Source organism: Micromonospora sp. NBRC 110037 (assembly GCF_001652995.1).
In the GTDB taxonomy this organism is placed as follows: domain Bacteria; phylum Actinomycetota; class Actinomycetes; order Mycobacteriales; family Micromonosporaceae; genus Micromonospora; species Micromonospora chalcea.
Window position 1 is genome coordinate 288,037 of record NZ_BBVA01000006.1, and the last position, 20,975, is coordinate 309,011.

Genomic DNA, 20,975 nt, shown 5'->3' on the forward strand with positions numbered 1-20,975 from the left:
GTCTACGTGCGATCGACCCCCTGAGGGAGGCCTGAGAAGTGAAGACCTCGAACCCGGTGCTCGCCCGGCTCGGCCAGGCGGCAGAGCGTGAGCGGGCGGCCGGGTACGCCCAGCCCGGGCCTTACGGTCAGCCCGGATACCCCCAGCAGCAGTACCCGCAGCAGCCCTACGCCCAGCCCTACCCGGGCGGCTACGGCCAGCCGGTGGCACCGCCCACCGTGACCCCGATGACGCTCGACGACGTGGTCGTCAAGACGGTCCTCATGCTCGCCATCCTCGGCGCCTCAGCCGCTGCGGCCTGGGTGCTCGTGCCGGACTCGCTCGTCGGCGTGGCGTGGATCGGCGCCGCGGTGGTCGGCCTGGTGCTGGGTCTGATCATCTCGTTCTCCCGGATGGCCAACCCGGCGCTCGTGGTGGCGTACTCGATCATCGAGGGCGTCTTCGTCGGCATGGTCAGCAAGGCGTTCGAGGCGCGGTACGACGGGATCGTGCTTCAAGCCGTGGTGGCGACCTTCGGCGTCTTCTTCCTCATGGCGATGATCTACAAGGCGCGGATCATCCGGGCTACCCCGAAGTTCGCCCGCATCCTGGTCTCGATCATGGCAGGCCTCTTCGCGGTCATGCTGATCAATTTCGTGTTGTCCCTGGCCGGCGTGAACACTGGCTTGCGGGATGGCAGCAAGTTGGCCATCGGCTTCAGCCTGGTCTGCATCGTGGTGGCGTCGCTGAGCTTCGTGCTCAACTTCGCCGACATCGAGGAGGGGGTCCGGATGGGACTCCCGCAGCGCTACTCGTGGACGGCCGCCTTCGGCATCGTGGTCGGCCTGGTCTGGCTCTACATCGAGATCCTGCGGCTGCTCAGCTACTTCCAGGGCGACGACTGACGTCTCGCTTTCCGCCGACGCCCGCCTGCCGCATCCGCGGCGGCGGGCGTCGCCGTTTTCCCGTCCCTGCCGTGCCGACCGGGGCAGAGTGGGACTCGGGTACGTGGGCGGGAGGTGGTCACGGTGCGCAGTGCCAATCCGGTGCTGGACCGGCTGGACGACGTCGGCCGCGCCGAACGGCAGGTGCTCGGGGTCGGAACCGCCGACGCGATGACGGTGGCCGACGTGGTGAGCCGCACCGTGGGCCTGCTGCTGGTCACCGGCGTCACGGCGGCGCTGTCCTGGGTGCTGGTGCCGCGGGCCGCGTGGATCTCCGCCGCGCTGGCCGGAAGCGCGCTGGCCAGCCTCGCCCTGGTGCTCGTCATCTCGCTGAAGCAGATCACCAGTCCGCCGGTCATCGTCGGGTACGCCGTGTTGCAGGGGTTGCTGCTCGGGGTGGCCAGCCGCGCCTTCGAACTGGTCTACCCGGGCATCGTGGCGCAGGCGGTGGTCGGCACGTTCGGCGTCTTCCTCGGCATGGCGGTGCTCTACCGGGCCCGGCTGGTACGCGCCACGCCGCGCCTGGCCCGCCTGGTCATCGGCACGCTCGTCGGGATCGTGGCGATCGGCCTGGTCAACCTGTTCGCGTACCTGTTCACCGGGCGGCAGGGCGTGGCCGTCTACAGCCTCAGTGACCGGGTGGGCTGGCTGCCGTACGTGTTCTCGGTGGTGGCGATCATCGCCGGGGCGCTCAGCTTCATCCTCGACTTCGACCTGGTCGAGCGGTCGGCCGCGAATCGGCTGCCCCGCCGCTACGCCTGGTACTGCGCGTTCGGGCTGCTCGTCGGGCTGATCTTCCTGTACTGGCAGATCCTGCGCCTGCTCAGCTACGTACGCCGCTGAGCACGCTCCGGCCCGGCGTCGCCGTAGACTCGGCGGCGATGAGCGCAGCGGAACTGGACCGGGCGGTGACCCTGCTGGTCCGACAGGTGGGGCACTGGCAGCAGCCGCGCTGGTCGGCCAAGGCCGAGGGCGGCAACGTGTCCCGGGCCGACCTGGTGCACAAGCTGGTCCAGGAGATCGCCAACCTGGCCGCCGACGCGGCGGGCGAGCCGCGCCGCGAGGTGCCCCGGCTCCCCAGCGACCAGGCCCTCCCAGACCAGCTCCGCGTGGTAACCGCCGACCTGACGCTGGCCGATCCCCCCGCCCCCGTCCTGGCCGAGGCCGCCGAGGCGATAACCCGAACCCGCGGCGCCCTCTGACCTGCCCCCTGCCCTTTCGTCGCGTTGATCATGAAGTTGGCGGCGACAAAACGGACGCGGATCCCCGCTAACTTCATGATCGACCGGGTGGCGGGGGCGGTCAGGGGTTGAGCCAGCGGCGTGCCTTGCGGCGTCGGGCCCGGTCGCGTGCCCGCAGGACCGCCGGGCGGTCGTGGCCGGCGGCCTCCGCCTGCCTCCCGTGCAGCAGGCCGTAGGTGAACGTGTTCTCGCCGTCGGCGTACGCCTGGAGCGCCTGCCGCCGCAGCGTCTCCCGGGTCACCACCGAATCCTGGTGGGCGCCGAGCAGATCCTGGAGCGCCTTGAACCGCTTCACCAGGCGGGCGGCCGGTTTGCCGGCGCTCGGCTCCCGCATCTCCACCGCGTACCGGGCCGCCTTGTGCTTCTTACGCGTCTCGTGCAGCGCCGCGTCCCCGGCCGTCCCTTCGAGCGTGAGCGCCCGGTCCAGCCGTTCGTCAGCGCGGCGTACCGCCTTGCGGATCCGCCGGTCCACCCAGCGCCGGCCCACGTCGGCCGGTGCGCCGTCGACCAGCCGATCCAGGCGGGCCAGCAGCTCGGCATAGCGGTCGGAGTCCAACGCGGACCGCAGCGCCGCCGTCGTCCCGGCCAGGTCGGCCGCGAACCGCTCGCCGATCCGCGCGGCCACCGGGCCGAGCACCAGCTCGTCCGGCAGCTCGTGCACCGCCTCGGTGAGCCGGGCCGCCATCACCTGGGTGTCGCGGACCCGGCCCAGCTCACCGCCGAGCCAGCGCAGCTCGGCCCGGACCGCCTCGCTCTCCCGGCGGTCCCACAACCCCCGGAACGTACGCAGCGTCGCCCGCAACCGGCGGGCCGCGACGCGCATGTCGTGGACCGCGTCCTCGTCACCCTGGTACGCGGCCGCGTGGTTGCCGACGATCGCGTCCCGCTGCGCCCTGGCGTACGTGAGGACCGGCCCCGCCGGGCCGTCCGGTTCCCGGTCGTCGAAGCGCTCGATCCGGCCCGCGACGGCCCGGTGCGACTTGCTGACCGCCACCTCCCGGGCACCTGCCGCGCGCAGCCGCTCGCCCAGCGCGTCGAGCAGCGCCTCGTCGCCGTCGACCAGCTCGATCTCGATCTCGTGCCAGGTCCGCGCGGCGCCGTCCACCAGATCCTCGGACCGGACGTCGTCCTCGGCCACCTCGGCCAGCACCCGGCCGTCCGCGTCCAGCAGCCGCCGTTCCCGGCGGCGGTTGACCACCCGGGCGGCCGGAGCGACGGTACGGCCCCGCGACGCGCCCCGGATCAGCGCGACCATCTCGGCCGGCGGGCCGTCGTCGGACGCCCCGGCCGGGAACTGGTGCTCGACCCGCGCGCCGCCGACCGCGCCCACCTTGAGATGCCAGCCCGCGTCGTGCCCCCCGGTACGACGACGCAGCGCGTGCCCGCTGCGCAGCAGGAGCAGGTCATCGGTGTCCCAGTAGACGGCGTCCAGATCCGAGACGGTGGCGTCGGACATGGTCACGACGCCACCGCACCCGGTCAGGTCGGGCAGCTGGAAACCCTCGTCGCCGGAGTACTTGCGCTCACGTTCCACGACGGTCGCCATACGGCCTCCCGCACCCGGCCCGCGCGCCGGCGAACCGGTCTCAGCTCAGTCGCTCCAGCACCATCGCCATGCCCTGGCCGCCGCCGACGCACATGGTCTCCAGACCGATGGTCTTGTCGTGCCACTCCAGCGCGTTGAGCAGCGTGCCGGTGATCCGGGCGCCGGTCATGCCGAACGGGTGGCCGACGGCGATCGCGCCGCCGGCGACGTTCAGCTTCTCCTCCGGGATGCCGAGCTGCCGGTACGAGGGGATCACCTGCGCGGCGAACGCCTCGTTGATCTCGACCAGGTCGACGTCGTCGATGGTCATGCCGGCCCGCTTCAGCGCCTGCTTCGACGCCTCGACCGGGCCCAGGCCCATGATCTCGGGAGAGAGCGCGCTGACGCCGGTGGAGACGATCCGGGCCAGCGGGGTGAGACCCAGCTCGGACGCCCGCTCGGCGCTCATGATCACTACTGCGGCGGCGCCGTCGTTGAGCGGGCAGCAGTTGCCGGCGGTGATCCGGCCGTCCGGGCGGAACACCGGCTTCAGACCGGCCACGGCCTCCAGGGTCACCCCGGCGCGCGGGCCGTCGTCGGTGCTGACCACCGTGCCGTCCGGCGTGGTGACCGGGGTGATCTCGCGGGCCCAGAAGCCGTCCGCGATCGCCTTCTCCGCGAGGTTCTGGCTGCGGACGCCGAACGCGTCCATGTCCTCGCGGGTCACGTCGTACACCTGGGCCAGGTTCTCCGCGGTCTGCCCCATGGCGAGGTAGATGTCGGGGAGCTGCCCGGCCTCGCGCGGGTCGGCCCACACCTCGGCGCCGCCCTGGGCGCGGGCCGCGGAACGCTCCCGGGCCTCGGCGAAGCGGGGGTTCTCCCAGCCGCCGCCGACCAGCGCCTGCGCCTCCGGCGGCAGCGTGTCCGAGTTGCCCCGGGCGTACCGGGAGACCATCTCCACACCGGCGGAGATGAACACGTCGCCCTCACCGGCCCGGATCGCGTGCATCGCCATCCGCGTGGTCTGGAGCGAGGACGCGCAGTAGCGGGTCAGCGTGGCGCCCGGCAGGCCGTCCAGGCCCATCAGCGTGGCGACCACCCGGGCCATGTTGAAGCCCTGCTCGCCGCCGGGCAGGCCGCACCCGAGGTAGAGATCGTCGATGGTGGTGGGATCGAGCGCCGGAACCTTGTCGAGGGCGGCCTGGACGATGGTGGCGGCGAGGTCGTCCGGGCGGACCTCGCGGAGGGAACCCTTGAACGCGCGGCCGATGGGGGACCGGGCGGTGGCGACGATGACGGCGTCGCGGGGCGACTCAATCGGCATGAGCCAACGTTAACGCGCCGGTAACATGCGCGGGAAGGTGTGCGGCGGGCGGGAAATGTCACCCTGTGGGCGGTCGGCGGTGGTGCCGGAACGCGACAGTCGCCGCCGCCTCGACCGCCGGCAGCAGGGCGTGCGCCCAGATCCGGTAGCCGTCGGCGGACGGGTGGAAGCCGTCGCGGCAGAGCGTGCCGGCATCCGCGCGGAACACCGGGCCCGTCTCGGTGCCCAGGTCGACAACCGTGCCACCGGCGTCCAGCACGGCCGCTGTCTGGGCCCGTGCCATCCGCCGGCCGGACCAGCCGAGCACCTGACGCAGCGGGGCGGCGACCGCGCGTACCGCGCCGAGGTCGGGGCAGGTGCCCACCACCACCTCGACGTGCGCTTCCCGCAGCCGGCGCACCGCCGAGCCGAGATAGGCGGCCGCGTCACCGGGGCGGCTCAGCGCCGTCGCGTCGTTCGCCCCGATCAGCACCACCGCCACGTCGGGCCGCTCGCCGAGCAGCGCCCGGGCCACCTGGGTGGCCAGGTCGGTGGCGCGGGAGCCGGAGACCCCGACGCTGGACAGATGCACCCGGCGGCCGTGCGGCCCCTCGGCGAGCAGGTTCGCGAGCTGACCGCCGATCGTCTCCTCGAAGCGGTCGACGCCGACACCGAGCGCCGACGAGTCACCGAGCAGCACCAGCCGCAGCGGCGGCGCGTCCGCCCGGCCGACCGTCGCGCGCAACACCAGACCCAGCTCGGGCTGGGCGTACTCCCGGCTGCGGGCGGCGATGGCCTGCCCGGCGAGGACCGCTGCGCCGCCCACCGTGCCGGCCAGCAGCGACAGGGCCGCCGCCCGGCCCCACCGGGCCACCTCGTTCCGCTCGCTCATGACAGCACTCCGCTTCGCTCCGTGCCGTCATGAGGCACGTTTGCGCTGAGCTGGCCGATTCGCTCGCTGCGCTCGCTCATGACAGCACTCCGCTTCGCTCGCTCATGCCGTTTCCTCCAGGGTGGCCGAGTCGGCGGCGCTGCCGGTCGGGGGCAGCGCGCCGACGCCGAAGAAGGCCCGTCGGCGAAGCTGCGCCCAGCGTCCGCCGGGCCCGCGGTCGCGACCCCGGAGCTGGGCGCCGCTGACCTCCGTGCCGGCGTGCCGGGCCGCCTCGTGAGCCGCCTCCGGGAGCGACCGTACGCCTTCCACGCCGGGCAGGACAGGCCTGCGTTCCGGGACCGCGCCCAGCGCGGACAGCACGGTGGGCAGCAACGCCGCCGCGGCTATCGCGTACCCCTCGGCGGAGGGGTGGAACCGGTCCCAGGCGAACATCCGGGCGGGCTCGGCGGCGAACCGCGGCCCGAGCATGTCGCCGAGTGAGACGGCCCGGCCGCCGGCCTCGACCACGCCCACCGTCTGCGCGGCCGCGAGCTGGCGGCTCCAGCGCCGGGCCAGCCAGCGCAGCGGCGGCTGGATCGGCCGGATGGTGCCCAGGTCGGGACAGGTGCCGACGACCACCTCGCAGCCGGCCGCCCGCAGCGTGCGGACCGCGTCGACCAGGTAGCGCACGGCCAGCCCCGGCGGCGTGCGGTTGGTGACGTCGTTGCCGCCCACCAGGATCACCGCCACGTCCGGCTCGACCTCCAGGGCGGACTCGACCTGCGGTTTCAGCCCGGACGAGAGCGCGCCCACCACGGCGAACCGGTGCAGGCGTACCGGCCGGTGCAGGCGGCGGGACAGCCCGGTGGCCAGCAGCGAGCCCGGTGTCTCCCGGCGCCTGTGCACGCCGTAGCCGGCTGCCGAGGAGTCGCCCAGGATGACCATGGTGACCGGCGGGCCGGGCAGCTTCGCGCCGTACACGCCGTCGCAGCGCGGTGGCGGGGCCTGCGCCATCGGGATGGTGCGCCGGGCCTGCCGGGCCTGGCCGAGCAGCACCCCGCCGGTGGCGGCGGTGGCCGCCACCGTGGCGCCCGTGCCGATCGCCGCGAGGCGGGCGATCTGCCGGACGCGCTGCCAGTGGACCGGCGCGACGGAACCAGCGTCCCCCATGAACCGACAGTATCGCGCCGGTACGACCACTGCTGTCCTTGATCGGATGGCTGGGCGGCGCCCGGACTGGGTACCGATGGGGGTGGCGGACGCGGGCTTGCCCCCGGGCCGCACCATGGTCGGGCGGAGAGGGGCGAAGACATGGGGAAGACGTTGAAGCGCAGCGCCGCGTTCGCCGCGCTGGCCCGGGCGCTGGCGGCCGGTACGCGGGGCGGGCCGTCGCTCGGGGCCCGGCTGGCGGCGCTGCCGAGGATGATCCGCGCCACCACCAGGGGCGAGTACGACGGCGGCCTGCGCCTGGCGCTGATGGCCGGCGCGACCGCGTACATCGTCAGCCCGATCGACCTGCTGCCGGAGATCCCGCTGGCGATCTTCGGGCTGGCCGACGACGCGGTGATGGTCACCTGGCTGGCCGGCAGCGTGCTCGCCGAGACGGAACGGTTCCTGGAGTGGGAGGCACGTCGCAGCTCGGTCATCCCGGGGCATGTGGTGCCCTGACGGCACGTACGCTGGTCGGCGAACTGACGGCTGACCGACCGCCCCACGACGGCGGCGCGACGAAGGGCACAACGAGGTGCAGTACTACGACAACGTCGTCGAGCTGATCGGCAACACCCCGCTGGTCCGCCTGCGCAACGTCACCGAGGGCATCCAGGCCACCGTGCTGGCGAAGGTGGAGTACGTCAACCCGGGCGGCTCGGTCAAGGACCGGATCGCGATGCGCATGGTGGAGGACGCCGAGAAGGCGGGCATCCTGCGGCCGGGCGGCACGATCGTGGAGCCGACCAGCGGCAACACCGGCGTCGGGCTGGCCCTGGTGGCCCAGCTCAAGGGCTACCGCTGCGTCTTCGTCTGCCCGGACAAGGTCAGCCAGGACAAGCAGGACGTGCTGCGCGCGTACGGCGCCGAGGTGGTGGTCTGCCCGACCGCCGTCGCGCCGGAGGACCCGCGCTCCTACTACAACGTGTCCGACCGGCTGGCCCGGGAGATCCCCGGCGCGTGGAAGCCCAACCAGTACAGCAACCCGGCCAACCCGCGCTCGCACTACGAGACCACCGGCCCGGAGCTGTGGAAGCAGACCGAGGGCAGGATCACCCACTTCGTGGCGGGCGTCGGCACCGGCGGCACCATCTCCGGCATCGGCCGCTACCTCAAGGAGGCGTCCGAGGGCCGGGTCAAGGTGATCGGCGCGGACCCGGAGGGCTCGGTCTACTCCGGCGGAACCGGCCGGCCGTACCTGGTCGAGGGCGTCGGTGAGGACTTCTGGCCGGAGACGTACGACCGGAAGATCGCCGACGAGATCGTCGAGGTGTCGGACAAGGAGTCCTTCGAGATGACCCGCCGGCTCGCCCGCGAGGAGGGTCTGCTGGTCGGCGGCTCCTGCGGCATGGCGGTGGTGGGCGCGCTGGAGGTGGCCCGCAAGGCCGGCCCGGACGACGTTATCGTGGTGCTGCTGCCGGACGGCGGCCGGGGCTACCTGTCGAAGATCTTCAACGACAAGTGGATGGCCCGGTACGGCTTCCTGGACGACTCCGGCACCGAGCCGACGGTGGCCGACGCGCTCGCCGGCAAGCCCGGTGGCCTGCCCGAGCTGGTGCACGTGCACCCGACCGAGACGGTCCGCGACGCGATCGACTACATGCGCGAGTACGGCGTCTCGCAGCTCCCGGTGCTCAAGGCCGAGCCGCCGGTGGTGACCGGTGAGGTGGCCGGTTCGATCGCCGAGAAGGACCTGCTCGACGCGCTGTTCACCGGCCAGGCCCACCTGCACGACACGATCGAGCGGCACATGGGCGAGCCGCTGCCGATGATCGGCGGCGGCCAGCCGGTGAGTGAGGCGGTCGGGCTGCTGGAGAAGGCGGACGCGGCGCTGGTGCTGGTCGACGGCAAGCCCAAGGGCGTGCTGACCCGCCAGGACCTGCTGGCCCACCTCGGCGCCCGCTGACCCTGCTTGTAAGGAAGGGCCCCCTTTTAACACCGCGGTGTTAAAAGGGGGCCCTTCCTCTACCGGAGGCGTTAATAAGGGGCCCTTCCTTACAAGCGGCGGGCGTAGCGGAGCTGGGGGACCAGCACCCGGCCGATGTGTTCGTCCCGCTCATCACCGGTGGCGGTCCAGCCGCCGCGCTCGTAGAAACGGCGCGCGTGGGCGTTGTCCCGCAGCACCCACAGCACCGCGCGCGTCCAGCCCCGGGCCCGCATCGCGTCGAGCGCGTCCACCATCAGCGCCCGTCCGGTGCCCCGGCCCCGCTCGGACGGCTCCAGGTGGATCGCGTTGAGCAGCCCGGTCGCCGGGTCGCCCTCGTCGTCGGGCCCGAGGTAGCTGAAGCCCACCAGCTTCCCGTCCCGCTCGGCCACCGTCATCCGGTGGTCCGCGCCCTCCCAGGTCAGCCGTTCCACCCAGTAGCGGCCCATCGCCTCCGGCGTCGGGTCGGCCAGCGCCTCGGGCGGCAGGAACGACGAGTACGCCGCCACCCGGGAACGCTGGTGCAGGGCGCCGACCGCCATCAGGTCGGCCTCGGTCGCGGAACGTAGGGAGATCGTCACCCGGGCGACGGTACCCGCCGGGGCGGCACCTGTACCGTCTGAAGATCCTCGGCGATCACCAGATCACCGGAGAAGTGCTCGCGGGCCTCGTCGTGGAAGCGGCGCGGGTCGGCGTACCGCTGGGAGAAGTGGGTGAGCACGAGCGTGCGTACCCCCGACTCGGCCGCGACCCGCGCGGCCTGGCCGGCGGTGAGGTGCCCGACCTCGGCGGCGAGCGCCGCCTCCGACTCCAGGAACGTCGACTCGATCACCAGCAGGTCGGCGTGCTCGGCGAGCGCGTACACGCCGTCGCAGAGCCCGGTGTCCATCACGAACGCGAACCGCTGCCCCGGCCGGACGACGCTCACCTCGTCCCGGGTGACGCGGCGCCCGTCGCGGTCCAGGTGGCCGTCGCGCAGCAACCGCCCCACGTCCGGACCGGCGATGCCGTACGCGGCCAGCCGCTCCGGAAGCATCCGGCAGCCGTCCGGCTCGACCAGCCGGTATCCGTACGTCTCGATCGGGTGCCGCAGCCGGCGGGCCTCCAGCGTGCCGACGCCGAGCGTGATCCGCTGCCCGTCGACGTCGATCGGCTCGACTGCCAGTTCGGCGGTCTCGTAGAAGCTGGAGGCGTGGCGCAGCCGGGCGAAGTACTCGGCGCCGCCGGCCGGGAAGTGCACAGCCACCGGGCGCGGTACGCGGTCCAGCGAGAGCCGCTGGATCATGCCGGGCAGCCCGAGGCAGTGGTCGCCGTGGAAGTGGGTGACGCAGATCCGGGTCAGGTCGGTGGCGGTGACCCCGGTGTGCAGCATCTGCCGCTGGCTGCCCTCGCCCGGGTCGAAGAGGATCACCTCGTCGTCCCAGCGCAGCAGGTAGCCGTTGTGGTTGCGCTGCCGGGTCGGGGCCTGGCTGGCCGTACCGAGCACCACCAGCTCACGCATGGACACCGCACCCTCCCGAGCGCAAAAAGCGACCCCCGGGGCTTCCGCGCTCGCGCGCGGGCCGGCTGGACTGGGCCGGCACCCCGGGGGTCGGGTGGCTGTCGTGGTTTCGCCGCACCGCTGCCACACGGTCTCGACGATCCTGCAGGTGCCCGCCTCGCGGCGGGCGAGATTTCACTGTCGAGGACAGCGGCTAGCGGACAGCCACCTCACGAGTCCGATTGCTATACAAGTCTGGACCACCTCCTTTCCCGTGTACCGCCACGCTATCCACTTCGCGGCGGCCGCGGCAACGGATTTCGATCACAGGCCCGGTCAGTCCAGGCCGATCGGGCCCTCGCGCGGGCCGTCCTCGTTCGCCGGCTGCACGGCGAGCGACGGGAAGTCGGCCAGGTCGCCCTCCGGCTCGGCGTCCCACTCGGGGAACACCAGCGGGCTCTGCAGGTAGAGGCAGAGCAGCTGGGTGAGCTGGTGCAGGCCGTCGAGGTGGGTGCGCTCGTGGCCGTGGGTGGCGTCCACGCCGAACCCGAGCAGCGCCACCCGGGCGTGCGCCCCGGCCTCGACCGCGGCGGCCACGTCCGAGCGGTAGTAGTCGAACACGTCCCGGACCAGGTCGACGCCGTGTTCCTTGGCGATCGAGGCGAGGTTGCGGGTCAGGTGGTAGTCGAACGGGCCGACCCCGTCGCCCATGGCGAGTGTCGCCGCGGTCTCCCGGGACTGCTGGCCCGGCGCGACCACCGCCGCGTCCACCGACACGATCTCCGCGACGTCCGGGTCCAGCCCGTGGCTCGCGCCGTGGCCGATCTCCTCGGTGACGGTGACCAGCAGGTGCGCGGTGACCGCCGGGGTGACTCCGGCGTCGACCATCGCCTTGAACGCGGTCAGCACCGCCGCCACGCCCGCCTTGTCGTCCAGGTGGCGGGACTTGACGTACCCGTTCGGGGTGATGGTGGGGTTGGGCAGGAACGCGACGAAGTCCCCGGCGTCGATGCCGAGCGCCCGCAGCCCGGCCTCGTCGTGCACCGGCTCGTCCACCCGCACCTCGACCAGTTCCCAGCCGACGCCCTGCAGGTCGACCGCCTCGTTGTAGCGGTGCCCGCTCGCCTTCAGCGGCAGCACCTGGCCGGTGACGACCCGCTCCAGGTCGTCGGTGAAGATCCGCACGTGGGCGCCCTCGGCGAAACGGGCGCTGTGCGTACCGATCGGGTTGACCTCCAGCCGGCCGTTCTCCTTGAGCCGCTTCACCATGCCGCCGATGGTGTCGGTGTGCACCACGATCGCCCGGTCGGCGCCGGTCGACCGGGGGCCGGGCAGACAGGCGCTCAGCGCCCCGCGACGGGTCAGCGTGGAGCTGATCCCGATCGCGGAGAGCCGCTCGCCCACGTACTGCTGGATGTGGTCGGTGCGCCCCGACGGGCTGGGGATCTCCAGCAGCTCCACCAGCACCTGGCGGAGGTAGTCGAGGTCGAGCTTGAGCGGTTGGGGCTTGCGTGCGGTCATGCCCCAGAGCTTGCCGCACCGGCCGGCGACCAGAGTCGCTGCGGTGCCCGGGTACCCGGGAAGAGCAGGTCGACGAAGCGCTCGGCGGTGGGCTGCGGTTCGTGGTTGGCCAGTCCGGGCCGCTCGTTCGCCTCGATGAACACGTGTTCCGGCCGGTCCGGGGCGGGGACCAGCAGGTCCAGCCCGGTGACCGGGATGTCCAGCGCCCGGCTCGCGGTCACGCACGCCTCGGCGATCGCCGGGTGCAGCTCGGCGGTCACGTCGTGGATCGTGCCGCCGGTGTGCAGGTTGGCCGTCCGGCGTACCGCGAGCACCTCGCCCTCCGGGAGCACGTCGTGCATCCGGTACCCGGCCTCGGCCACCACCTCGCGGGTCATGTCGTCGATCGGGATGCGGGACTCGCCCCCGGTGGCGGCGGCCCGGCGGCGGCTCTGCCGCTCGATCAGCTCGGTGATGTCGTGCACCCCGTCGCCGGTGATCTGCGCCGGGCGGCGTACCGCAGCGGCGACCACCTCGTGGTCGATCACCACGACCCGCAGGTCCTCGCCCGCGCGCAGCTCCTCGATCAGTACGTCCGGGCAGAACCGGCGGGCCAGCTCGACGGCCGCGGTCAGCGCCTCGGGCGTACGCACGCCGACGGTGATGCCGTTGCCCTGCTCGCCCCGCGCCGGCTTGACCACCACCGGACCCACGTCGTTCAGGAACGCCACGTCGTCGGGCTCACCGGTGGCGGTACGCCCGCGCGGCACCGACAGGCCCGCCTCGGTGAGGATGCGCCGGGTCACCCGCTTGTCGTCGCAGCGGCTCATCGCCACCGCCGAGGTCAGCTCCGACAGCGACTCGCGGGTGTGGATGGTCCGGCCGCCGGTGGTCAGCTTCAGCTCACCCCAGTGCGGGTCGGTCACCTCCACCCGGATGCCGCGGCGCATCGCCTCGTCCGCGACGATCTTCGCGTACGGGTTCAGCTCGTCGTACCCCTCGGGCATGGCGGGCAGGAACAGGCGCTCGTTGATCGGGTTCTTCCGCTTCACGCAGAGCGTGCCGGTGCGGTGGAAGCCGAGGCGCTCGTACAGCCGGATCGCGCCCGAGTTCTCAGCCAGCACGGACAGGTCCACGAACGCCCGGCCGCGCCCGTCGAGCCGGTCGGCGAGCGCGGTGAGCAGCGCCTGCCCGGTGCCGGGCGGGGCGGTGTTGAAGTCGACTGTGAGGCACCACAGGCTCGCGCCGTTCTCCGGATCGCCGAACACCGCGACGTGGTCCACGCCGGTGATGGTGCCGACCACCTCACCCGTGGTGTCCTCGGCCACCAGGTGCAGGAACCGGTCCGTGCCGGCGTTGTCCACCAGCACCTCGACCGGGGCGGTGACCATGCCGTTGCGCGCGTAGATCCGGTTCACCGCCTCCGCGTCGACGGCGTCACGCAGCGGCCGGACGGTCAGCCCGGGCACCTCGCCGCCCTCGGTCGCGGCGGGCCGCTTCTCGCCCAGCGGCAGCCGGTACGTCAGCGACGGGTCGATGAACAGCTCGTCCGGAAGCCGCGACACCAGCACGTGCGGGTCGCGCAGGTAGATGCAGATGTCCCGGGCGCCGACCGCCTCGGAGCGCAGCACGTCGGCCACGTGCACCTGGTCGTCGAACGTCTGCCCGAACACCAGCCGGCCCCAGCCGCAGTCCAGCACCACGCCCGAGGCGTCGGTGGACGTGGGCTCCGGATGCCGCTGCTCCGGCGTACCCGGTGCGACCGGGTCACCGCCGGGGCCGATGCGTTCCCGGCGGCGCCCCAGCACCCGTTCCCGGTCGGTACGTGCCGTTCCGGTGGCGAGGGTGTCGGTCACGGTCAGTCGATTCCGTGGCTCTGGAGCCACATTTCCAGGAGTCCCAGTTGCCACAGCTTGTTTCCGTTCAACGGGGTCAGTTCGGCGTTCGGGTCGGCGAGCAGCGCGTCGACGTAGTCGGCGCGGAACAGGTCGCGACGGCGCGCCTCGGGCGCGGTGAGCGCGTCGCGTACCCGGTCGAGGAGCTTGCCCTCCAGGTGGGTGAGTCCGGGCACCGGGAAGTAGCCCTTGGGCCGGTCGATGACCTCGTGGGGCAGGACCCGCCGGCCGATCTCCTTGAGCACGCCCTTGCCGCCCTGGGCCAGCTTCAGCTCCGGCGGGCAGCTCGCGGCCAGCTCGACGAACTCGTGGTCGAGGAACGGCACCCGGGCCTCCAGCCCGTGCGCCATGGTCATGTTGTCGACCCGCTTCACCGGGTCGTCGGTCAGCATGACCTGGGTGTCGATCCGCAGGCCGGCGTCGACGGCGGTCTGCGCGCCCGGGCGGCCCAGGTGCGCGGCGACGAACTCCCGCGCCGGGTCGCCGTCGGCCAGCCACGCCGGGTTGAGCACCCGGGCCAGTCCGGCCGCGTCGCGGTCGAAGAACGCCTTCGCGTACGTCTCGAGCGCCTGCTCCCGGTCCACCCCGGCCAGCGGCGGGTACCAGTGGTAGCCGCCCAGGATCTCGTCCGCGCCCTGACCCGACTGCACCACCTTGACGTGCTTCGCGACCTCCTGGCTGAGCAGCCAGAACGCGACGCAGTCATGGCTGACCATCGGTTCGCTCATGGCCCCGACGGCGGACTCCAACGGCGGCAGCAGGTCGCCGGTGGGCACCCGGATCTGGTGGTGGTCGGTGCCGAACGTCTTCGCGACCAGGTCGGAGTAGACGAACTCGTCGCCCTCCCGCCCGCCCACCGCGTCGAAGCCGATGGAGAACGTGGCCAGGCCGGACCGGGCCTGCCCCTCGCCGGCGAGCAGCGCGACGACAAGGCTGGAGTCGAGGCCGCCGGAGAGCAGCACGCCCACCGGAACGTCGGCCACCATGCGGCGGCGTACGGCGGTGGTCAGCGAGTCGAGCAGCGCGTCCTGCCAGTCCCGCTCGGACCAGCCGGCCCGCTCGGCGGCGCGGCCGAACGACGGGTCCCAGTAGACCCGCTCGTGGGTGGAGCCGTCCGCCTCGTACACCCGGACGGTGGCCGGCGGCAGCTTGGTGACGCCGGCGAGGATGGTGCGCGGCGGCGGCACGATGCTGTGGAAGCTCAGGTAGTGGGCGAGCGCCACCCGGTCGATGGTGGTGTCGATGCCGCCACCGGCGAGCAGCGCCGGCAGGGTCGAGGCGAACCGGACCACGCCGGGGCTCTCGGCCAGGTAGAGCGGCTTGATGCCGAGGCGGTCCCGGGCCAGCACCAGGCGGCCGGTGTCGCGCTCGCTGATCGCCACGGCGAACATGCCGATCAGGTGGTCGACGAAGTCGAGCCCCCACTCGGCGTACGCCTTGACCACTACCTCGCTGTCGCCGGACGAGAAGAACCGGTGGCCCTTGGCCTGCAGTTCGGCGCGTAGTTCCCGGTAGTTGTAGATGCAGCCGTTGAAGACACCGGTGAGCCCGGCGGCGGCGTCCACAATGGGTTGGCCGCTCGCCGCGGACAGGTCAATGATCTTCAGGCGCCGGTGTCCCAGCGCGGTCGGCCCTTGCGACCAGACGCCGCTGTCGTCGGGCCCTCGGTCACTCATCGTGGCCGCCATCCGCTCCACGGCCGAGACATCGGCGCGTGAACCGTCACGGCGGAACTCTCCCGCAAGTCCGCACATACGAGCCAATGCTGCCAGAGGTTGTTTCGGTTCGCCTGTTGAGACGATGACGAACGTGTGACAGCTTGCTACGATGCGCCGTCACGCAGCGTGGTTGCCGCGCACAGCGTCGCTTCCTGCCCCCCAGGGCGCGGATGCCGGAAATCGGGCCCGTGCCGGCTGTGAGGAACGCCGCATGCCCGTCCAGCCGCAGCCGGAATCCGCGATCTTGGAGTTGTGGTGCCTGTGATGCCGGTTTCGCGAGGGTTGCCAGGCACCACAACTCCAAGATCGGTGGAGGGGTCTAGCCGGCGGTGCGGGCCACGCCGACCGGGCAGCTCAGCCCGTTCGGTCCGTGGTTGCAGTAGCCATTCGGGTTCTTCGTCGGCGCCAGGTACTGCTGGTGGTAGTCCTCGGCGAAGTAGTAGTCGCCGAGCGGCGCGATCTCGGTGGTGATCTCACCCTTGCCGGCCCGGGCCACGATCGGCGCGAACGCGTCCCGCGACGCCTTCGCAGCGGCGGCCTGCTCGTCGGTGGTGGTGTAGATCGCCGAGCGGTACTGGGTGCCCACGTCGTTGCCCTGGCGCATGCCCTGGGTCGGGTCGTGGTTCTCCCAGAAGACCTTGAGCAGGTCCTCGTAGGCGATCTTCGACGGGTCGTAGACCACCTGGACCACCTCGGCGTGCCCGGTCATGCCCGAGCACACCTCCTCGTACGTCGGGTTGGTGGTGTAGCCACCCGCGTAGCCGGCGGACGTGGTGATCACGCCGGGGAGGGTCCAGAACAGCCGCTCGGCGCCCCAGAAGCAGCCCATGCCGAAGACAGCGACCTGCGCGCCCTCGGGGAACGGGCCCTTCAGCGTCGACGGCAGCACCTCGTGCCGGTCGGCGATCGGCATCGCGATCGGGCGGCCCGGCAGGGCCTGGTCAGGAGAGATCATCTCGGCCTTCATGCGGCGGAGGAACACGGTGGGACTCCTCTCTTGGCTTTCCCAGCGTGTGCAACAGCGTGGCCCTCCGGTTCCTTACCCGCCCACCGCGACGTCAGGCCAGCGCCGCCGAGATCCGCCCGGCGAACGCCTCGGCCTCGGCGTCACCTGCGTACCGGGTACGCGGCCAGAAGAAGCCGCGCAGACCGTCGCCCTTCGTCCTGGGAACCACGTGGGTGTGCAGGTGCGGTACGGACTGGGACACCCGGTTGTTCATCGCCACGAACGTCCCACCGGCGTCCAGACCGGTCTCCACCGCCACGGCGATGCGCTGGACCAGCCGGAAGTAGCCGGGCAGCGCGTCGGGCGGCAGGTCGGACAGGGTGACCAGGTGGGTGCGGGGCACCACGAGCACGTGCCCCTTGAACACCGGGCGGGTGTCCAGGAACGCGACCCCGTCCGGCTCGTCGGTGACCCGGAACGCGGGCACCTCGCCCGCCACGATCCCGCAGAACACGCACCCGCTCATCCGCCCACCCTAGGTCCGACCCGCCCACCCCACCTCCGGGCGAGCGTTGATCATGAGGTTGGCGGCGACAATTCGGACGGCGACCACCGTCAACCTCATGATCGACGAGAAGACCGGCCGTAGGTCAGGCGCGATCGAGGTAGGCGTCCCAGTCATCGTCGGGGATGCCGGTCGGGCCGGTCTCGCCGTTGGCGAGGCGCGCCCGGATGTCCGCCTCCCACCGACGGGCCCAGCGCCTGAGTCCGCCGATTTCGTCCTCGCCGAGACCGTAGGAGGCGAATGTCTCCACGTCGAGCTCGTCGACCCCGCCGAGTCGGTCGGCCAGCTCGTGAAGCGAAAACGCGACGGTGTGCCGGGCGCCCAAGGATTCGAGTCCCGTGAACTCCACGATCCGGCTGGCAGCGCATACGTCGATGTAGTCGCGATGCGCGGCGCGGTCGTGAAGCGCCCTGACCTTGAGGCCGATGGCATCCTCCAGCGCGAGCACCGGGCCGATCTGCAACCTCGCCGGCGGCCCGATCGCCTCTTTCAAGAGGTCGACCTCGCAGGCGAAACCCTGCCCCTCGACCAGCAACCGGGCCATCCGCGGCGTCGCCTCAACGACCCGGCAGCCGAATTCTCCGGCTCGGTACGCCTCGGCCAGCCGCGCCGCCACGAGGGGCAGCGGCAACGCGGTTGCGGTGGCGAAGTCGATGTCGCGGGACGGTCGGCTCACGAGATCGTGCGCGGCGAGTGCGTAGCCACCCGCGAGTACCAGACCGAGGTCGTCACCCGCACGGAATCCGACGTGCAGCAAGCGCGTGTGCAACTCGTCCACGGCTAGGCTGCCAGGCCCGGCATTCTGCTCTCCCAGAGTCGGATCACCCGGTGCGCGGTCAGCTTGCGGATGCGGGACCAGTCCTGCCGGAGGAGCGCCGGGTTGACGTACCGGACGATGTCCTCGCGCTGCCCGCAGTCCATCAGCGTGCGGTAGAGCGTGAGCCGCTGTCCGCTGTCGTCGACGTCGAACTCGCTGAGCCCGGACCACGCGAGGCGGGTCGGCAGCGTGACCCGGCCGCGCTCGGGCCCCTTGAGGTCGTCCAGTGACGTGGGGATCCGGTCGGCGACGCCGTGCAGGCGGGAGGGGAGCGCCTCGGTCGTACTCACCGGACCAGTATGGCCGACCACCCCGACAGAGTCCTGGTTGTGACAGGCGCGCCCGGCCTACCGGGAGCAAAGGGGAAGCGGGCGGACTAACGTCTGCGGCATGAGGCACGGCTTCGACACACTCGCCATCCACGCCGGTCAGGCCCCGGAGGCCCGCACCGGCGCGGTGATTCCGCCGATCTACCAGACCAGCACGTACGCCCAGGACGCCGTCGGCGCGCCGCGCGAGGGCTACGAGTACAGCCGCTCCGGCAACCCCACCCGGGACGCGCTCCAGGAGTGCCTGGCCGCGCTGGAGGGCGGCCAGGTGGCACTCGCCTTCGCCAGTGGCCTGGCCGCCGAGGACACGCTGCTGCGGACCGTCTGCAAGCCGGGCGACCACGTGGTGATCCCGGACGACGCGTACGGCGGCACCTACCGGCTGTTCGCCAAGGTGGCCGAGCGCTGGGGGCTTGACTACACCCCGGCGAAGGTCTCCGACCCGGACGCCGTGCGCGCGGCGATCCGCCCGGGCGCCACCCGGATCGTGTGGGTGGAGACGCCGACCAACCCGCTGCTCGGCATCGCCGACATCGCGGCGCTGGCCGCCGTGGCGCACGACGCCGGCGCGCTGCTGGTGGTCGACAACACGTTCGCCTCGCCGTACCTGCAGCAGCCGATCGCGTTCGGCGCGGACGTGGTGGTGCACTCCACCACCAAGTACGTCGGCGGACACTCCGACGTGGTCGGCGGCGCGCTCGTCGCGGCGGACCGGGCGCTCGGCGAGGAGCTGCGTTACCACCAGAACGCGATGGGCGCGATCAACGGCCCGTTCGACGCCTGGCTCACCCTGCGCGGCATCAAGACCCTCGGGGTACGGATGGACCGGCACTGCGACAACGCCGAGCGGATCGCGGCCTACCTGGACGGCCACGCGAAGGTCGCGCAGGTCATCTACCCGGGCCTGCCCTCGCACCCCGGCCACGAGGTCGCCGCCAAGCAGATGCGGCGGTTCGGCGGCATGATCTCGTTCCGCGCGGCGGGCGGCGAGGAGCATGCCGTGGACATCTGCAACCGATCCCGGCTGTTCGTGCTCGCCGAGTCGCTCGGCGGCGTCGAGTCCCTGATCGAGCACCCGGGCCGGATGACACACGCAAGCGCTGCGGGCTCGCCGCTTGAAGTTCCCGGCGATCTCGTGCGACTGTCTGTCGGCATCGAGACGGTCGACGACCTGCTCGCCGATCTGGAGCAGGCCCTGGGCTGACCGCTGGCTGGGGAGGGTGGCAGTGCCGGAGATCTTGCCGACGACGTGGGTCGGTGCGACCGCGAAACAGATCGCCCGGGCGGTACGCCGTGGCGACGTCTCCGCCACCCAGGTCGTCGCCGACCACCTGGATCACGTCACCCGGGTCGACGCCGACCTGGCCGCGTTCCGCACGGTACGCGGCGGTGAGGCGATCACCGAGGCGGAGAAGGTCGACGAGCAGGAGGAACTGGCGAACCTCCCGCTCGCCGGCGTGCCGGTGGCGGTCAAGGAGAACACGCCGGTGGCCGGCCTGCCCACGTGGAACGGGTCGGCCGCCATGCGTACACCGGTGGCGGAGGCCGACCACGAGGTGGTCCGGCGGCTGCGCGGAGCGGGCGCGGTGATCCTGGGCGTGACCCGGATGCCGGAACTGGGCCTGTGGGCGCTCACCGACGACGAGACCGCTGCCACCCGCAACCCGTGGGATCCGGCGCGTACCCCCGGCGGCTCCTCCGGCGGCGCGGCCGCCGCGGTGGCCGCCGGGCTGGTGCCGATGGCGCACGGCAACGACGGCCTCGGGTCGATCCGCATCCCGGCGGCCTGCTGCGGCCTGGTCGGGCTCAAGCCCGGCCGGGGCGTGGTGCCCTGCCAGCTCGGCGCGGACGACTGGTTCGGCCTGACCGAGCACGGCATGCTCACCAGCACCGTGGCCGACGCGGTGGTCGGTTTCTCGGTGCTGGCCGGCCGCCGGCCGGACAAGCTGGTCCCGCCGGCGCGGCTACGGGTCGGCGTCTCGCTGCGCTCGCCGGTGCGCGGCGTCTCGCCGGACGCCCCGAACCGGGACGCGGTGGCCGCCGCCGGCCGCCTGCTCGCCGCCGCCGGTCACGACACCGTGCCCACCGACCCGGTCTACCCGACCCGGCTCGGCCTGCAGGGCATCGCCACCTGGTTCGCGGCGGCCGCCGCCGACGTGCGCGCCGCCGGGATCGCCCCGCGCCAGCTCCAGCGCCGCAGCCGCCGGCACGTCACGCTCGGCGAGTGGGCGCAGCGCCGGGGGTACGTGCGGGAGGCCGACCGGGCGGCCTGGCGCGAACGGTCGGTGAACTTCTTCGCGGACAACTCGATCGACCTGCTGCTCACCCCGGCGCTGGCCGGGCCGCCGCCGGAGGCCGCCGGCTGGTCCGGCCGCTCCTGGCTGGCGAACATGTCGGCGAACATCAGGTACGCCCCGTACGCGGCGCCGTGGAACATCGCCGGGCTGCCGTCGATCGTGGTGCCGGTCGGCCGCCGCCCGGACGGGCTGCCGGTGGGCGTGCAGTTCGTCGGCCCGCCCGGCTCCGAGCTGCTGCTGCTCGGCGTGGCCGGTCAGTTCGAGATGCAGGCGCCGTGGGCGCGGCACGCCCCCGGCTACCCCCGCGTCGGAACGGGGTCGCCGGCCACGGCGTGATCGTCTAGCGTGTGCGCACCCTGTCGCGCACACCAACTCGGACGGTCCCCGATGAACTGCCAGACCTGCGGGGACGCCACGTCCCCGGCCTTTGAG

General features: G+C 72.5%; 20 protein-coding genes. 7 read left to right on the forward strand and 13 right to left on the reverse strand.

What is annotated here, in order from left to right; translation table 11 throughout:
* The first annotated feature begins 38 nt into the window (after positions 1 to 38).
* The 3 genes from A4R25_RS19780 to A4R25_RS19790 all read left to right on the forward strand — a co-directional run bounded on the left by A4R25_RS19780 (position 39) and on the right by A4R25_RS19790 (position 2,125).
* On the forward strand, positions 39 to 884 hold the full coding sequence (locus A4R25_RS19780; protein ID WP_043326550.1) for a Bax inhibitor-1/YccA family protein: 846 nt from the start codon (positions 39 to 41) through the stop codon (positions 882 to 884).
* A 123-nt stretch (positions 885 to 1,007) separates the two neighbouring features.
* On the forward strand, positions 1,008 to 1,766 hold the full coding sequence (locus A4R25_RS19785; protein WP_064447761.1) for a Bax inhibitor-1/YccA family protein: 759 nt from the start codon (positions 1,008 to 1,010) through the stop codon (positions 1,764 to 1,766).
* A gap of 38 nt (positions 1,767 to 1,804) precedes the next feature.
* Positions 1,805 to 2,125, forward strand: a complete 321-nt coding sequence (locus tag A4R25_RS19790) for a hypothetical protein (protein WP_064447688.1) — start codon at positions 1,805 to 1,807, stop codon at positions 2,123 to 2,125.
* A gap of 100 nt (positions 2,126 to 2,225) precedes the next feature.
* On the opposite strand, the gene A4R25_RS19795 is transcribed toward A4R25_RS19790, so the two are convergent.
* From A4R25_RS19795 to A4R25_RS19810, 4 genes are all read right to left on the reverse strand, one after another.
* Complete coding sequence (locus A4R25_RS19795) at positions 2,226 to 3,710, reverse strand: CYTH and CHAD domain-containing protein (protein ID WP_064447689.1); 1,485 nt, start codon at positions 3,708 to 3,710, stop codon at positions 2,226 to 2,228.
* A gap of 40 nt (positions 3,711 to 3,750) precedes the next feature.
* Complete coding sequence (locus A4R25_RS19800; protein WP_043326544.1) at positions 3,751 to 5,013, reverse strand: acetyl-CoA C-acetyltransferase; 1,263 nt, start codon at positions 5,011 to 5,013, stop codon at positions 3,751 to 3,753.
* A gap of 58 nt (positions 5,014 to 5,071) precedes the next feature.
* Positions 5,072 to 5,884, reverse strand: a complete 813-nt coding sequence (locus A4R25_RS19805; RefSeq protein ID WP_064447690.1) for an SGNH/GDSL hydrolase family protein — start codon at positions 5,882 to 5,884, stop codon at positions 5,072 to 5,074.
* A gap of 102 nt (positions 5,885 to 5,986) precedes the next feature.
* Positions 5,987 to 7,033 carry an SGNH/GDSL hydrolase family protein gene (locus A4R25_RS19810; RefSeq protein ID WP_043326540.1) on the reverse strand — a complete coding sequence of 349 codons (1,047 nt, stop codon included), beginning with the start codon at positions 7,031 to 7,033 and terminating at the stop codon, positions 5,987 to 5,989.
* Positions 7,034 to 7,174: 141 nt separating this feature from the next.
* Here A4R25_RS19810 and A4R25_RS19815 point away from each other — a divergent pair, with 141 nt between their 5' ends.
* The gene (locus tag A4R25_RS19815) at positions 7,175 to 7,531 is read left to right on the forward strand and encodes a YkvA family protein (protein WP_013474058.1); all 357 of its coding nucleotides are present in this window, start codon (positions 7,175 to 7,177) and stop codon (positions 7,529 to 7,531) included.
* A gap of 76 nt (positions 7,532 to 7,607) precedes the next feature.
* Positions 7,608 to 8,978, forward strand: coding sequence for a cystathionine beta-synthase (locus A4R25_RS19820; protein ID WP_043326537.1), 1,371 nt, complete (start codon positions 7,608 to 7,610; stop codon positions 8,976 to 8,978).
* An 89-nt stretch (positions 8,979 to 9,067) separates the two neighbouring features.
* Here the strand turns inward: A4R25_RS19820 and A4R25_RS19825 are convergent, their stop codons facing one another.
* The 9 genes from A4R25_RS19825 to A4R25_RS19865 form a co-directional block, all read right to left on the reverse strand.
* Positions 9,068 to 9,577, reverse strand: a complete 510-nt coding sequence (locus A4R25_RS19825) for a GNAT family N-acetyltransferase (protein WP_043326535.1) — start codon at positions 9,575 to 9,577, stop codon at positions 9,068 to 9,070.
* Positions 9,574 to 10,503 (reverse strand): ribonuclease Z, encoded by a 930-nt coding sequence (locus tag A4R25_RS19830; RefSeq protein ID WP_043326533.1) that lies wholly within the window; start codon positions 10,501 to 10,503, stop codon positions 9,574 to 9,576. Before A4R25_RS19830 ends, A4R25_RS19825 begins: the two co-directional genes overlap by 4 nt.
* Before the next feature lie 309 nt (positions 10,504 to 10,812).
* Positions 10,813 to 11,997 (reverse strand): osmoprotectant NAGGN system M42 family peptidase, encoded by a 1,185-nt coding sequence (locus tag A4R25_RS19835; RefSeq protein WP_030501323.1) that lies wholly within the window; start codon positions 11,995 to 11,997, stop codon positions 10,813 to 10,815.
* Entirely contained in the window at positions 11,994 to 13,832 is a 1,839-nt protein-coding gene (ngg, locus tag A4R25_RS19840; protein ID WP_043326531.1) for an N-acetylglutaminylglutamine synthetase, read from the reverse strand. The genes A4R25_RS19835 and ngg overlap by 4 nt, the downstream gene beginning before the upstream one ends.
* 2 nt (positions 13,833 to 13,834) lie before the next feature.
* Positions 13,835 to 15,625, reverse strand: coding sequence for an N-acetylglutaminylglutamine amidotransferase (locus A4R25_RS19845; protein ID WP_064447691.1), 1,791 nt, complete (start codon positions 15,623 to 15,625; stop codon positions 13,835 to 13,837).
* A 283-nt stretch (positions 15,626 to 15,908) separates the two neighbouring features.
* On the reverse strand, positions 15,909 to 16,571 hold the full coding sequence (msrA, locus tag A4R25_RS19850) for a peptide-methionine (S)-S-oxide reductase MsrA (RefSeq protein ID WP_064447692.1): 663 nt from the start codon (positions 16,569 to 16,571) through the stop codon (positions 15,909 to 15,911).
* Between the two features lie 76 nt (positions 16,572 to 16,647).
* The gene (locus tag A4R25_RS19855; RefSeq protein WP_064447693.1) at positions 16,648 to 17,061 is read right to left on the reverse strand and encodes an HIT family protein; all 414 of its coding nucleotides are present in this window, start codon (positions 17,059 to 17,061) and stop codon (positions 16,648 to 16,650) included.
* A 124-nt stretch (positions 17,062 to 17,185) separates the two neighbouring features.
* On the reverse strand, positions 17,186 to 17,878 hold the full coding sequence (locus A4R25_RS19860; protein ID WP_158559962.1) for a nucleotidyl transferase AbiEii/AbiGii toxin family protein: 693 nt from the start codon (positions 17,876 to 17,878) through the stop codon (positions 17,186 to 17,188).
* A gap of 2 nt (positions 17,879 to 17,880) precedes the next feature.
* Complete coding sequence (locus tag A4R25_RS19865) at positions 17,881 to 18,207, reverse strand: hypothetical protein (protein ID WP_064447694.1); 327 nt, start codon at positions 18,205 to 18,207, stop codon at positions 17,881 to 17,883.
* A 100-nt stretch (positions 18,208 to 18,307) separates the two neighbouring features.
* Between A4R25_RS19865 and A4R25_RS19870 the strand changes: the two genes are divergently transcribed.
* Positions 18,308 to 19,450, forward strand: a complete 1,143-nt coding sequence (locus tag A4R25_RS19870) for a cystathionine gamma-synthase (RefSeq protein ID WP_043326515.1) — start codon at positions 18,308 to 18,310, stop codon at positions 19,448 to 19,450.
* A 16-nt stretch (positions 19,451 to 19,466) separates the two neighbouring features.
* Entirely contained in the window at positions 19,467 to 20,879 is a 1,413-nt protein-coding gene (locus A4R25_RS19875; RefSeq protein WP_064447695.1) for an amidase, read from the forward strand.
* Positions 20,880 to 20,975 lie beyond the last annotated feature (96 nt).

What these genes read in the sequence shown, in the direction of transcription:
- A4R25_RS19810 (WP_043326540.1), bottom strand. Translation starts at nt 7,033, where the DNA reads ATGGGGGACGCTGGTTCCGTCGCGCCGGTCCACTGGCAGCGCGTCCGG.
- A4R25_RS19845 (WP_064447691.1), bottom strand. Translation starts at nt 15,625, where the DNA reads ATGTGCGGACTTGCGGGAGAGTTCCGCCGTGACGGTTCACGCGCCGAT.
- A4R25_RS19800 (WP_043326544.1), bottom strand. Translation starts at nt 5,013, where the DNA reads ATGCCGATTGAGTCGCCCCGCGACGCCGTCATCGTCGCCACCGCCCGG.
- A4R25_RS19795 (WP_064447689.1), bottom strand. Translation starts at nt 3,710, where the DNA reads ATGGCGACCGTCGTGGAACGTGAGCGCAAGTACTCCGGCGACGAGGGT.
- A4R25_RS19805 (WP_064447690.1), bottom strand. Translation starts at nt 5,884, where the DNA reads ATGAGCGAGCGGAACGAGGTGGCCCGGTGGGGCCGGGCGGCGGCCCTG.
- A4R25_RS19835 (WP_030501323.1), bottom strand. Translation starts at nt 11,997, where the DNA reads ATGACCGCACGCAAGCCCCAACCGCTCAAGCTCGACCTCGACTACCTC.
- A4R25_RS19870 (WP_043326515.1), top strand. Translation starts at nt 18,308, where the DNA reads ATGAGGCACGGCTTCGACACACTCGCCATCCACGCCGGTCAGGCCCCG.
- A4R25_RS19790 (WP_064447688.1), top strand. Translation starts at nt 1,805, where the DNA reads ATGAGCGCAGCGGAACTGGACCGGGCGGTGACCCTGCTGGTCCGACAG.
- A4R25_RS19855 (WP_064447693.1), bottom strand. Translation starts at nt 17,061, where the DNA reads ATGAGCGGGTGCGTGTTCTGCGGGATCGTGGCGGGCGAGGTGCCCGCG.
- A4R25_RS19815 (WP_013474058.1), top strand. Translation starts at nt 7,175, where the DNA reads ATGGGGAAGACGTTGAAGCGCAGCGCCGCGTTCGCCGCGCTGGCCCGG.